This window comes from Streptomyces sp. NPDC036815, assembly GCF_055609205.1.
In genome coordinates this window covers 125,985-139,752 of the sequence record NZ_JBVJPW010000015.1, presented here as the reverse complement: position 1 = coordinate 139,752, position 13,768 = coordinate 125,985, and the positions used below count along the sequence as shown (strand labels likewise).

At 72.0% G+C, this 13,768-nt stretch carries 8 protein-coding genes and 1 tRNA gene; 8 read left to right on the top strand and 1 reads right to left on the bottom strand.

Annotated elements, in window-relative coordinates; genetic code table 11:
* Positions 1-32 precede the first annotated feature (32 nt).
* The 8 genes from ACZ69I_RS27205 to ACZ69I_RS27170 all read left to right on the top strand — a co-directional run bounded on the left by ACZ69I_RS27205 (position 33) and on the right by ACZ69I_RS27170 (position 12,677).
* On the top strand, positions 33-602 hold the full coding sequence (locus ACZ69I_RS27205; RefSeq protein ID WP_470835222.1) for a small secreted protein: 570 nt from the start codon (positions 33-35) through the stop codon (positions 600-602).
* Between the two features lie 194 nt (positions 603-796).
* Positions 797-2,320 carry a DUF7059 domain-containing protein gene (locus ACZ69I_RS27200; RefSeq protein ID WP_470835220.1) on the top strand — a complete coding sequence of 508 codons (1,524 nt, stop codon included), beginning with the start codon at positions 797-799 and terminating at the stop codon, positions 2,318-2,320.
* Between the two features lie 190 nt (positions 2,321-2,510).
* Positions 2,511-2,708, top strand: coding sequence for a hypothetical protein (locus tag ACZ69I_RS27195; protein ID WP_361725907.1), 198 nt, complete (start codon positions 2,511-2,513; stop codon positions 2,706-2,708).
* A gap of 470 nt (positions 2,709-3,178) precedes the next feature.
* Positions 3,179-6,022 (top strand): type I DNA topoisomerase, encoded by a 2,844-nt coding sequence (gene topA, locus ACZ69I_RS27190; RefSeq protein ID WP_470835219.1) that lies wholly within the window; start codon positions 3,179-3,181, stop codon positions 6,020-6,022.
* A 168-nt stretch (positions 6,023-6,190) separates the two neighbouring features.
* A complete protein-coding gene (gene tmk / locus ACZ69I_RS27185) occupies positions 6,191-9,421 on the top strand; it encodes a dTMP kinase (protein WP_470835218.1) in 3,231 nt (1,076 codons plus the stop codon).
* 186 nt (positions 9,422-9,607) lie between these two features.
* The gene (locus tag ACZ69I_RS27180; protein ID WP_467674130.1) at positions 9,608-10,813 is read left to right on the top strand and encodes a DNA polymerase III subunit delta'; all 1,206 of its coding nucleotides are present in this window, start codon (positions 9,608-9,610) and stop codon (positions 10,811-10,813) included.
* 131 nt (positions 10,814-10,944) lie between these two features.
* Positions 10,945-12,516: an alpha/beta hydrolase gene (locus ACZ69I_RS27175; RefSeq protein ID WP_470835216.1), complete on the top strand. Its 1,572-nt coding sequence runs from the start codon at positions 10,945-10,947 to the stop codon at positions 12,514-12,516.
* 84 nt (positions 12,517-12,600) lie between these two features.
* Positions 12,601-12,677: transfer RNA gene (locus tag ACZ69I_RS27170), tRNA-Thr, on the top strand.
* A gap of 51 nt (positions 12,678-12,728) precedes the next feature.
* Here the strand turns inward: ACZ69I_RS27170 and ACZ69I_RS27165 are convergent.
* The gene (locus ACZ69I_RS27165; protein WP_467674126.1) at positions 12,729-13,676 is read right to left on the bottom strand and encodes a LysR family transcriptional regulator; all 948 of its coding nucleotides are present in this window, start codon (positions 13,674-13,676) and stop codon (positions 12,729-12,731) included.
* Positions 13,677-13,768: the final 92 nt, after the last annotated feature.

Here is a 13,768-nt window from a genome sequence, read left to right as displayed (position 1 = left end):
CGGGGCCGAGAGCCACGGAAGGGACCAATCCGGTGAACAAGAAGCTTGCAGCCGCACTGTCCGGCGGTGCGGTACTGGTACTCGCTTTGTCAGGGTGCAGCAGCGACGACGGCAACGAGAAGCTCGACAACTGGGCCAAGAAGGTCTGTGACTCGGTCCAGCCCCAGTCGAAGAAGATCGCGGACGCCAACGCCGCGATCCAGAAGGAGACATCCGACAACAGCTCCCCGTCCGACGTCCAGAAGACCGACTCCAAGGCGTTCCAGGACATGTCCGACGCCTACAAGTCGATGGGCAACGCGGTGAAGAGCGCGGGCGCGCCGCCGGCCGACGACGGGAAGAAGAAGGCGGACGACGCGGTCAAGGAACTCAACTCCATCTCCAAGTCGTACGGGGACCTGAAGAAGCAGGTCGACGGCCTGGACACCAAGAACCAGGCGGACTTCGCGGACGGCCTCAAGGACGTCGCGGGCGAGCTGGACAAGCTGAGCAAGAGCGGCAACGAAGCGCTGGAGAAGCTGCAGGAGGGGGAGGTCGGCAAGGCGATGGGCAAGCAGGACAGCTGCAAGAGCGCGTCCGCCACGCCCTCCGCCAAGAGCTAGCCCCGGCGGGCCGCCCCCGGCCGCCGGTCTCCGCCGAGAGCCTGCCCCGGCGGGCTCCCCGGCCGGCGGTCTCCGCCAAGAGCCGGGCTCGACCGGCTCCGTACGTTCCTGACGTCCTCGGTACGTTCCCGACGCCCTCGGCGCCACACCCGGCGCCGAGGGCGTCGGCGCACCGGGCGGGCCACAATGGGGGAGTGAGTAACGCCAGCCTCCCCCTGCCCTCGTCCGACCACGCCGCCTCCCTGCGGGAGGCCCTGCTCGGCGCCGACTTCACCGCTGACGGGCTGCTCGAGCTGCTCGGGGCGCCCGCGTACACCGCGCTCGCCCGCAGCGAGACCGTGCCCGCGCTGCGGGCCACGCGCGGGGACGGCGCGCTCGCGGCGCTCGTACGCCTGTTCCTGCTGCAGGAATCCGTGCCGCACGCGCGCGTGGCGGACGTTCTGCCCGTCGACGTGCTCCTGGAGAGCGGTTGGCTGGCCGAGGACGGGAGGGGCGCCGGGCCGGACGGTGCGCTGCGGGCGACCGTGGACGTGCGGCCGTACGGCGGGCCGAGCGGTGAGGACTGGTTCATCGTCTCCGACCTCGGGTGCGCGGTCGGCGGCGCCGGCGGCATCGGCAGCCACGAGGAAGGCGTCGTCCTCGGCGTCGGCGGCGCGTCCACGACCCTCGCGGGGGTCACGGTGCGCACGCCCGTCGCGAGCGCACTCGACCTCGGTACCGGCTCCGGCATCCAGGCGCTGCACGCCGCGCAGCACGCCACGCGCGTGACCGCGACCGACCTCAACCCCCGCGCGCTGCGCTTCACCCGGCTCACGCTCGCGCTCTCCGGGGCTCCGGAGGCGGACCTGCGGGAGGGCTCGCTCTTCGGGCCGGTGGCCGACGAGACGTACGACCTGATCGTGTCGAACCCGCCGTTCGTGATCTCGCCGGGCGCCCGGCTCACCTACCGGGACGGCGGGATGGGCGGGGACGATCTGTGCCGGTCGCTCGTTCAGGAGGCGGGGGAGCATTTGAACGAAGGGGGGTACGCGCACTTCCTGGCGAACTGGCAGCACGTGGACGGCGAGGAGTGGCAGGACCGCCTGCGCTCCTGGGTGCCGCGCGACTGCGACGCCTGGATCGTGCAGCGCGAGGTGCAGGACATCACGCAGTACGCCGAGCTGTGGCTGCGGGACGCGGGGGACCACCGCACGGACCCCGAGCAGTACGCGGCGCGGTACGACGCGTGGCTGGACGAGTTCGAGGCACGGGGCACGCGGGCCGTCGGATTCGGCTGGATCACGCTCAGGAAGAGCGGGGCCGCCGAGCCGTCCGTCACCGTGGAGGAGTGGCCGCACCCCGTCGAGCAGCCGCTCGGCGACACCGTGCGGGAGTTCTTCGAGCGCCAGGAGTACCTGCGGACGCACGACGACGCGGCGCTGCTCGCCGGGCACTTCAAGCTCGCCGACGAGGTCGTGCAGGAGCAGGTCGGGCTGCCGGGCGCCGAGGACCCGGAGCACGTCGTGCTGCGCCAGAACCGCGGGATGCGGCGCGCCACCAAGGTGGACACGGTGGGCGCGGGGTTCGCGGGCGTCTGCGACGGCTCGCTGAGCGCGGGGCGGATTCTCGACGCCATCGCGCAACTGGTCGGAGAGGACCCGGTGTTGCTGCGCGACCGGACGCCCGCGCAGATCAGGCTCCTCGTGGAGCAGGGCTTCCTGCTGCCGGCCGGGGAGTAGCGAGCCGGGCCGCGCGGGGACGAGGCGGCGGGGCCGTCCGTCGTTCACCCCGATTTCGCACTCCCGATTCCCGTACGTGTCAGCCTCCCGGCAGGGACTCCCGCGGACGTCCGACCGGCCATCCGACCGGACATCCGGCAGGGCGTTCCGCAAGGCGTCCCGCAGGGGATCCGGCACGGGGAGGCAGACCATGGAGAGCGGACCAGCGATCTTCGCGGGGACGGTGTTCGCGCTGTTCGGCGCCGGACTGCTGCTGTGGACCGGTGCGCGTGTCGCGCACCGCGCCCCCGTCGCCCAGGGTGTGAGCCCCGTCGCATCGGTGACACTCGCCACGCTCGCCGGATCGGGCGCGCTGCTGCTCGGCGTGTGGTGCTTCACGAGGCTCTGACGCGGCCTCGGCGGCACGGCGGACCCGGTCGTTCCGGTTGACCGGGCGGCCGTTCGACCGGACCCCGATCGTGCGGGCGCCCCGCTGCCCCGGCAGGGTGCCCGATCCGCTCCGGGCCCGGTGAAACGCTCCTCTCCCGACCCCGCCGACGCTCCCCTCCCCACCCCGCGGACCCTCTCCTTCCGACCCGCCGGACACTCCACCCCCGGAGATCACGCAGGTGTGGCCCGGCCCGCGGCCGGGCCAGGTGCCGAAACAGCGGGTCGCCACTCCGGGCGGCAGGAATGGCGGTAGTCGGGTTACCGTTCGAGTGGCCGTTGCGGGCTTTTCCCGTTTGACACGGGGGCGGGATGTACCGTCACACTCCGCAGCGACAGCGCAACGCAAGCCATGCGGGCACTGCCACCGCACTGCCGAGGGCAACACCACCGCGCAGTGCCACCGAGCGTCGACCGGAGAGAAGAGCGAAGTTGTCCCCGACCAGCGAGACCGCACAGGGCGGCCGCCGACTCGTCATCGTCGAGTCGCCTGCCAAGGCGAAGACGATCAAGAGCTACCTCGGCCCCGGCTACGTAGTCGAGGCCAGCGTCGGGCACATCCGCGACCTCCCCAACGGCGCCGCGGAGGTGCCCGAGAAGTACACCGGAGAGGTGCGCCGCCTCGGCGTGGACGTCGAGCACGACTTCCAGCCCATCTATGTCGTCAACGCCGACAAGAAGGCGCAGGTCAAGAAGCTCAAGGACCTCCTGAAGGACTCCGACGAACTCTTCCTCGCCACCGATGAGGACCGCGAGGGCGAAGCCATCGCGTGGCACCTCCTCGAGGTCCTGAAGCCCAAGGTCCCGGTCCACCGGATGGTCTTCCACGAGATCACCAAGGACGCGATCCGCAGCGCCGTCGCCAACCCGCGCGAGCTCAACAAGCGCATGGTCGATGCCCAGGAGACCCGCCGTATCCTCGACCGCCTCTACGGCTACGAGGTCTCGCCGGTCCTGTGGAAGAAGGTCATGCCGCGCCTGTCGGCAGGCCGTGTGCAGTCCGTCGCCACCCGCCTCGTCGTCGAGCGGGAGCGCGAGCGCATCGCCTTCCGCTCCGCCGAGTACTGGGACCTGACCGGCACCTTCGGCACCGGCCGCGCCGGTGACGCCTCCGACCCCTCGCAGCTGGTCGCCCGCCTCACCACGGTCGACGGCAAGCGCGTCGCCCAGGGCCGCGACTTCAACTCGGTCGGGCAGCTGAAGGCCAACAGCACGGGCACCCTCCACCTGGACGAGGCCAACGCCCGCTCGCTGGCCGCCGCGCTCCAGGACACGAACTTCTCCGTACGTTCGGTCGAGTCCAAGCCGTACCGCCGCTCGCCGTACGCGCCGTTCCGTACGACGACGTTGCAGCAGGAGGCGAGCCGCAAGCTCGGCTTCGGCGCCAAGGCGACCATGCAGGTGGCCCAGAAGCTGTACGAGAACGGCTTCATCACCTACATGCGTACGGACTCCACGACGCTGTCCGACACGGCCGTCACCGCCGCCCGCACGCAGGTCACGCAGCTCTACGGCAGCGACTACCTGCCGGACAAGCCGCGCACGTACGCCGGCAAGGTCAAGAACGCGCAGGAGGCGCACGAGGCGATCCGCCCGTCGGGTGATCGTTTCCGCACGCCCGCAGAGACCGGCCTGACCGGTGATCAGTTCCGGCTCTACGAGCTGATCTGGAAGCGGACCGTCGCCTCCCAGATGAAGGACGCGACCGGCAACTCCGTCACGGTGAAGATCGGTGGCCGCGCCGCCGACGGCCGCGACGCCGAGTTCAGCGCGTCCGGCAAGACCATCACCTTCCACGGCTTCCTCAAGGCCTACGTGGAGGGCGCCGACGACCCGAACGCCGAGCTGGACGACCGCGAGCGCAGGCTCCCGCAGGTCAGCGAGGGCGACCCGCTCTCCGCCGACGAGATCTCCGTCGACGGTCACGCCACCAAGCCCCCGGCCCGCTACACCGAGGCCAGCCTGGTCAAGGAGCTCGAAGAGCGCGAGATCGGCCGCCCGTCGACGTACGCGTCGATCATCGGCACGATCCTCGACCGCGGATACGTCTTCAAGAAGGGGACGGCCCTCGTGCCCTCCTTCCTGTCGTTCGCCGTGGTCAACCTCCTTGAGAAGCACTTCGGGCGGCTCGTCGACTACGACTTCACCGCCAAGATGGAGGACGACCTCGACCGCATCGCGCGGGGCGAGGCGCAGGCCGTGCCGTGGCTGCGGCGCTTCTACTTCGGCGAGGGCGAGGGCTCCGGCAGCGCCGCCGAGGCGGGCAACGGCGACGGCGACCACCTCGGCGGACTCAAGGAGCTCGTCACCGACCTCGGCGCGATCGACGCCCGCGAGGTGTCGTCCTTCCCGGTCGGCAACGACGTCGTGCTGCGCGTCGGCCGCTACGGCCCCTACATCGAGCGCGGCGAGCGCGACTCCGAGAACCACCAGCGCGCGGACGTCCCCGACGACCTGGCGCCCGACGAGCTGACCGTCGAGTACGCGGAGGAGCTGCTCGCCAAGCCGAGCGGCGACTTCGAGCTGGGCGCCGACCCCGAGACGGGCCGCCAGATCGTCGCCAAGGACGGCCGCTACGGCCCGTACGTGACGGAGATCCTCCCCGAGGGCACCCCGAAGACCGGCAAGAACGCGGTCAAGCCGCGCACCGCCTCGCTCTTCAAGTCCATGTCGCTCGACACGGTCACCCTCGCGGACGCCCTCAAGCTGATGTCCCTGCCGCGCGTGGTCGGTGCCGACGCCGAGGGCGTCGAGATCACCGCGCAGAACGGCCGGTACGGCCCGTATCTGAAGAAGGGCACGGACTCGCGCTCCATCGACACCGAGGAGCAGCTCTTCACGATCACGCTGGAGGAGGCTCTGGAGATCTACTCCAAGCCGAAGCAGCGTGGCCGCGCCGCGGCGAAGCCGCCGCTCAAGGAGCTCGGCGAGGACCCGGTCAGCGGAAAGCCGGTCGTGGTCAAGGACGGCCGCTTCGGCGCGTACGTCACCGACGGCGAGACGAACGCGACACTGCGGGCGGCGGACTCCGTGGAGGACATCACCCCGGAGCGGGGCTACGAACTCCTCGCGGAGAAGCGTGCGAAGGGCCCTGCCAAGAAGACGGCGAAGAAGGCGCCCGCGAAGAAGACCGCCGCGAAGAAGGCCCCCGCCAAGAAGACCGCCGCCAAGAAGACGGCGGCCAAGAAGACGACCACCGCGGCGAAGAAGACGACCGCCAAGAAGACGACCGCCAAGAAGACGGCGGCCGCGTCCAAGGCGGCCTCGGAGGACTGACCTCCGTCGGCTTTTCCAAGGTGCCGGGTGCCTCACTGGAGGCGCCCGGCACTGGTCTGTGCACCCCCTGAAACGGCACGTTCCGCCTGCAACTGGACCAGATGGACCAGACGGTCGTTTGTTCGGGTGGCTCGGCGGGGAGTCAGTCCGTCCAGATAGGCTGGACGGATGACGCGTGCCGAGCAGCCAACGGCCGGAATCCCGGCCCCCGACGACGCCCTGGTCGCAGATTCCCGAGAGCGTGCCGTCCGCGCCTTGCTGCGCGTACCCCCACTGAAGCGGCTGTGGAGCGCCCACCTCGTCGACAGTGTCGGCGACGCGCTCGCGCTCCTCGTTCTGGTGATCCTCGCGCTCCAGTCCGCCATCGCCGAAGGCGCCTTCGGCGGCGGTTACCGAGGGGTGGCCCTCGCCGTGACCGCTGTCTTCGGAGCGCGCGTCCTCGCGACGCTGCTCTTCGGAGCGGTGCTCCTGGGGCCACTCACCTCCCTCACCTCCCCGGACGGACCGCTCGACCGCCGCTGGACCATGGTCGGGGCCGACGGCGTGCGGGCCGCGCTGCTGGTCGTCGCGCCGCTGTGGATCGACTGGACGCCCGACGACGCCCTCGCGGTGATCCTGGTGACGTCCTTCGTCGTCGGCGTCGCCGAGCGCTTCTGGACCGTCGCCAGGGAGAGCGCGGCGCCCGCGCTGCTGCCCGCGCCGCCCCTGGAGGGCGCGACGATAAGGCCGCTGCCGGACCACATGGACGCACTGCGGCGCCTGGCTTTGCGTACGGGATTCCTCGCGCTGCCCGTCGCGGCCGTGATCCTCGTCGGCATCACGCTCATCGGGAACCTCCTCGGCGCCGGTCTCGACTGGTTCGACCTGCACCAGGCCGGGCTCGCCTCCTTCGTGGCCGCCGGGCTCTTCGCCGCGTCGCTCTCGATCGTCTACTTCCTCGAACTTCCCGGTGCGCAGACGCCACGCGCGCGTAGCCCGCTCGAAGGGCTGCGCAGGCCGCGCACCGGCACCAGCCCGGACAAGGGCCGCACCGGCGCCATCCCGCTCCTCGTCCTTGCCTGCGCCGCCGTCGCCGGAGCCGTCGCGGCCGCCGTCGCCGTCGCCGTACTGCACGCCAAGGACCTCGGCGGCGGACCCGTCACGTACGGCCTGATCGTCCTCGCCCTCACCGGCGGCACCGCCGTCGGCATCCGCACCGCGCCGTCCGTGCTGCCCTCGCTCTCGCGCCGCCGCCTGCTCGCGCTCGCCATCGCCCTCACGGGCGTCGCGCTGCTCGCCGCGGGCCTCGTGCCCGACGTGACGACCGTGCTGCTGCTCCTCGCCCTCGCGGGGGTCTGCGCGGGCGTCGCCGCGAACACCGGGCACGCGCTGCTCGACCAGGAGGTCGAGGACTATCGCAGGGCCCGCACGACGGAACACCTCCACGCGGTCGTACGGCTCACCCTCGCGCTCGGCGCGCTGATCGCCCCGGTGGTCGCCGCGGCGATCGGCCCGCACCGCATGGTCAACGGCAAGTTCGTCTTCGACCACGGCGGCGCCGCCTTCACGCTGATGCTGGTCGGCGCGCTGCTGCTGCCGGTGGCCGCGATCGTCCTCGCCAAGGCCGACGACCGGCAGGGCGTACCGCTGCGGCACGACCTGCTCGACGCGCTGCGCGGCGGCGACGACCCGGCGCAGGGCACCTGCGCCACCGGCTTCTTCATCGCCCTGGAGGGCGGCGACGGCGCGGGCAAGTCGACGCAGGCCGAGGCGCTCGCCGAGTGGATCCGCGCCAAGGGCCACGAGGTCGTCGTCACGCGCGAGCCGGGGGCGACGCCCGTCGGCAAGCGGCTGCGGTCGATCCTCCTCGACGTGTCGTCGGCCGGTCTCTCGCACCGCTCCGAGGCTCTGCTGTACGCCGCCGACCGCGCGGAGCACGTCGACACGGTCGTGCGTCCCGCGCTGGAGCGCGGCGCCGTGGTCATCTCCGACCGCTACATCGACTCGTCCGTCGCCTACCAGGGCGCAGGCCGCGACCTGTCGCCGACCGAGATCGCCCGCATCAACCGCTGGGCGACCGGCGGTCTCGTACCGCACCTGACGTGCCTGCTCGACGTGTCCCCGGAGGCCGCCCGCGAGCGGTTCACGGAGGCGCCCGACCGCCTCGAGTCGGAGCCCGCCGAGTTCCACGCGCGCGTGCGCTCCGGTTTCCTCACCCTCGCCGCCGCCGACCCGGGGCGGTACCTGATCGTCGACGCCGCCCAGGAGCCGGAGGCGGTCACGACCGTGATCCGGCACCGGCTCGACGTGGTGCTCCCGCTCTCCGAGGCCGAGGTGAAGGCCAGGGAAGAGGCCCGCAAGGCCGCCGAGGAGGAGGCCCGGCGCAAGGCCGAGGAAGAGGCCGCGCGCAAGGCCGAGGAGGAGCGCCTGGAGCGCGAGCGCCAGGAGCAGCTGGCCAAGCTCCGTGCCGAGGAGGAGGCGCGCAAGCGCCGCGAGCTGGAAGAGGCCCAGCGCCGCGAGGCCGAGCGGCAGGCCGAGGAGGCCAAGAAGCGCGCCGAGGAGGCACGCCGCAAGGCCGAGGAGGAGCAGGCCAGGCTGCTGGCCGAGGAGAAGGTCAGGGCGGCCGAGGAGGAGCGGCGCCGCCGGGAGGCCGAGGAAGAGGCGCGGCGCCGGGCCGAGGCGGAGGAGCGGCGGCTCGAGAAGCAGCGGAAGGCCGAGGAGGCACTGCTGCGGGCGGAGGAGGCGCGGCGCCTCGCGGCGGCCTCCGCGGCTGCGGCTGCGGCCGCGGCGGCTTCTTCGAGGTCGGTTTCCGCGGGGGCTGCGGCTGCGGGGCCTGCGGCTACCGGTTCTGGGTCTACGGGCTCAGCGTCTAAGGGCTCTGCGGCTACCGGTGCGTCTACGAGGCCTGCTTCCGAGGAGAAGGCCGCTGCCACGGAGGACAAGGCATCTTCCGCGGAGCCGCCCGAGACGGACAACGAGACCACTGTGGCCACGCCCGTCGTGACGCAGCCCGCGGGGGCCGCCGATGAGACGGCGGTGCTGCCGGCGGTCACGGCCGACGGGCCCGGCCCCGAGGACACCGAGGTGCTGCCGCAGCCGCCCGCCCCCGAGGGCGCCGCGGACGAGACGGCGGTGCTGCCGACCGTCTCGGAGGACAAGGTGCCGCCGGGGTACTTCAGGGACGAGCGTCCCTCCCAGGCGTCCGAGAGCCCGAACGAGCGGACCCGCGAACTGCCCCAGATCGACGAGCAGGGAGTGCCCCGGCGCTCCCGCTCCGACTGGGCCGAGGAGACGCCGCTCGACGACCTGCCGTCGCTGGCGGACGAACTGCTCGGTTCGCACGAGGGCGAGGCCGAGGACGAGGACGAGCAGAACCAGAGCGAGGGCAGGCGGGGGCGCCGCGGACGCAAGGGCCGCTGAGGTTGCTGAGGCCGACGAGGCGGGTGGGGCCGGTGAGGCCGCTGGGCCTCGCGACGGCCCGCGGCGCCGGGATTGTCAGTGGCGTCCTCCACAATGGGCAGTCCGGTGTCGGACCACCGGGCCTCGGTGCCGGACCGGAATCCGGTGCCCGGGCCGGAGCAGAGCGCAGCGTAAGGCGGTGACCCCATGAGCGTGTGGGACGACCTGGTGGGTCAGGAGCGGGTGAGCGAGCAGCTGGCTGCCGCCGCTCGGGACGCCGACGCGCTGGTGACCGCGACCAGCGCGGGCACCCCGCCGCCGGAGGCGTCGAAGATGACGCACGCCTGGCTGTTCACGGGCCCGCCCGGCTCCGGACGGGCCACCGCCGCGCGCGCCTTCGGCGCCGCCCTGCAGTGCACGAGCCCGGACCGCGCGCTCGGCGGCGCCCCGGGCTGCGGCTTCTGCGACGGCTGCCACACCAGCCTCGTCGGCACCCACGCCGATGTGGAAGTGGTGCGCACGGACATGCTGTCCATCGGCGTGAAGGAGACCCGCGAACTGGTCCGCAGGGCGCAGCTCTCGCCCGCTGTCGGACGGTGGCAGGTCATCGTCCTCGAGGACGCCGACCGCCTCACCGAGGGCGCGGGCAACGTCCTCCTGAAGGCCGTGGAGGAGCCCGCCCCCCGCACCGTGTGGCTGCTCTGCGCGCCCTCCCTGGAGGACGTGCTGCCGACCATCCGTTCCCGCTGCCGCCACCTGACCCTGCGTACGCCGCCGGTGCACGCGGTCGCCGACGTGCTCGTACGGAGAGACGGCATCGAGCCGGACGTGGCGGCGGCCGCGGCGCGCGCCACGCAGGGGCACATCGGTCACGCCCGGCGGCTGGCCACCGACCCGCGCGCGCGGGAGCGCAGGGCCGCCGTCCTGAAGCTGCCGCTGCGGGTGGCGGACATCGGCGGCTGCCTGAAGGCGGCGCAGGAACTGATCGACACGGCCTCCGAGGACGCCAAGCAGGTCGCCGAGGAGGTCGACACCAAGGAGACCGAGGAGCTGAAGGCGGCGCTCGGCGCGGCACAGGGCGGCCGGATGCCGCGCGGCACGGCCGGCGTGATGAAGGAGTTGGAGGACCGTCAGAAGCGCCGCAGGACCCGGACGCAGCGCGACAGTCTGGAACTCGCGCTCATCGACCTCACCGGGCTCTACCGCGATGTGCTGGCGCTGCAGTTGGGTTCCCGGGTGGCGATCGCGAACACCGAGGTGCAGGACATGCTGGAGCGGATGGCCCTGGGCACTTCGCCCGAGGCCACGCTGCGCCGCATCGAGGCCATCGGCGCCTGCCGCACCGCCCTGGACCGCAACGTGGCACCGCTGCTCGCCGTCGAGGCGATGACGATGGCGCTGCGGGCGGGGTGACCGGAGGGGTGGGGTCCAGCCCGCGGCGAGTGGTTGATTGAGCTGTGAGCTGTGAGCTGTGAGCGGTTGACGGAGTCACTCGTACGAGCGCCATGAGTGATCGTCACCTCGCGGAGAGTTACCCTCGCGTGATGGACACCAGCCGTCGCCGCCGTCGCAGCCGTCACCCTTCGCTCCGCACGTGGGGCACTCTGCTCGTGACCGCCGGGCTGCTCATCTCCGGCTGCTCGGCGAGGAGTTCGACGGCGGACACCGCCCTGGCGTCGGTGTCCCGTTCGGTCCCGGCCGAGCTCGCCCCGTACTACGGGCAGAAGCTGAGCTGGCACGAGTGCGGTGTCCCCGGCTTCCAGTGCACCTCCATGAAGGCGCCGCGCGACTACGCCGAGCCCGAGGCCGGCGACATCAAACTGGCGGTCGCCCGCAAGAAGGCCACCAAGAAGAGCGGCCGCCTCGGCTCGCTCCTGGTCAACCCCGGCGGCCCCGGCGGCTCGGCGATCGGCTACCTCCAGTCGTACGCGGGTCTCGGCTACCCCGAGGAGGTCCGCGCCCACTACGACATGGTGGCCGTCGACCCCCGCGGTGTGGCCCGCAGCGAACCCGTCACCTGCCTCGACGGCAAGCGGATGGACGCGTACACGCAGACCGACGTCACCCCCGACGACCGGCGCGAGACGGATGACCTGAGCACCGCCTTCAAGGCGTTCGCGGCAGGCTGCGAGCAGCAGTCGGCCGACATCCTGCCGCACGTCTCGACGGTCGAGGCGGCCCGCGACATGGACGTCCTGCGCGCGGTGCTCGGTGACGAGAAGCTGTCGTTCGTCGGCGCCTCGTACGGGACGTTCCTCGGCGCGACGTACGCCGAGCTCTACCCCGCGCGGGTGGGCCGCCTGGTCCTCGACGGCGCGATGGACCCCTCGCTCTCCGCGCGCCGCATGAACGAGGACCAGACAGCCGGGTTCGAGACGGCCTTCCGGTCCTTCTCGAAGGACTGCGTGGCACGCGGCGCGGACTGCCCGCTGGGCGACAAGAGCCCGGAGGACGCGGGCAAGCGCCTCAAGGCCTTCCTCGGCGAACTGGACGGCACGCCGCTGAGCACGGGCGACAGCAGCGGCCGGCAGCTCGGCGAGGCGCTCGCCACGACGGGCGTGATCGCCGCGATGTACGACGAGGCGGGCTGGCCCCAGCTGCGCGACGCGCTCACCTCGGCGATGAGGAACAGGGACGGCTCGGGCCTGCTCGCCCTCTCCGACGGCTACTACGAGCGGGACAGCGACGGAAAGTACGCGAACCTCATGTTCGCCAACGCGGCCGTGAACTGCCTGGACCTGCCGCCCGCCTTCCGCTCCCCGGACGAGGTGAGGAAGGCGCTCCCCGCCTTCGAGAAGGCCTCCCCGGTCTTCGGCGAGGGCCTCGCCTGGACCTCGCTGAACTGCACGTACTGGCCGGTGCGGGCCACGGGCACGGCGCACCGCATCGAGGCGAAGGGCGCGGCCCCGATCGTGGTCGCGGGCACGACCCGTGACCCGGCGACCCCCTACCGCTGGGCGAAGGCCCTGGCCTCCCAGCTCTCCTCCGGCCACCTGCTCACGTACGAGGGCGACGGCCACACGGCGTTCGGCCGCGGCAGCGAGTGCGTCGACTCGACGATCAACGCGTACCTCCTGAAGGGCACCGTCCCGAAGGACGGAAAGCGCTGCTCATAGCCCCGACGAGGGGGTGTGCGGAGCACCCCCGAAAACTGTGTAGACTTGGCCGCGTTGCTGATCGCACGATGGTGCGGACGGCGTGCCGCCTTAGCTCAGATGGCCAGAGCAACGCACTCGTAATGCGTAGGTCTCGGGTTCGAATCCCGAAGGCGGCTCCACTGGAACCCCAGCTCAGACTCTTCTGAGCTGGGGTTCTGTCGTTCAGGTGGTCACTGCGGCGACAGCGTCGGTTGTGGCACCGACGTGGGGGCCGATTCGGGGGTCGGGGCCAGGGGGGACGGGCGGGCGAAGGACTGGCGGCAGTGGTGGACCAGTTCGCGCAGGGCCGGGTTCTCCGTGGAGGACCAGGCCAGGGAGAGGACGGGCTCGGTGTGGATGTCCTCGATGGGGCGGGTCGTCAGGCGGGGGCGGTGCTGGGCCACCAGGGACTCGGAGAGGATGGCGACGCCCAGGCCGCGGATGGCCAGGTCCGCGATCGCGCTGGGTGCGCCGGCCTGGAACGCGATCTCGATGTCGACGCCCGCCGCCGCGCACGCGTCGTCGAAGACCTTGCGCACCCCCGTGCCGGCCGGGAGGCTCACCACCGAGTGCCGGGCCAGGTCCTTCAGGGTCACCCGGGGCTGCTCGCAGAGCGGGTGGCCGAGTGGCATCGCGGCGACCAGGGGCTCGCGGATGATCTCGTACGCCTCCAGGCCGGGCGGTGGTGTGCCGGAGGTGCTGACGAGGGCCAGGTCGGCGGTGCCCGCGCGCAGACGTTCCAGCAGGCGGTCGGAGGCGTCCTCGAGGAGGACGATCTCCACGCCGGGGTGCCGGTGGTGGAACGCGGACAGTGCGTCGAAGAGCGGCGTGACCGTGCAGGCGGTCACCATGCCGACCACGAGCCTGCCCCGGATGAGGCCGTTCACCTCGTCCACCGCCTGACGGACGGCGTCGGCGGCGGCCAGTGCGGACCGGGCGTGCCGCAGTGCGGCGACCCCTGCGGGGGTGAGCCGGACGGTGCGGCCCGAGCGGTCGAACAGGGACGTCCCGAGGTCGTGCTCCAACTGCCTGATCTGGGCGCTCACCCCGGACTGGCTGATGTGCACGCGCTCGGCGGCACGGGTGAAGTTCTCCTCCTCGGCCACTGCGACGAAGTATTCGAGCTGCCTGAGTTCCATGCCTGCTGATTCTAGTAAGGGGGTGGGGATTTGCCTCCTTGCATTGGAGGGGTAGGGCTGTCAAGCCGTTTGGAAAATTTGGCTTGAAGTCG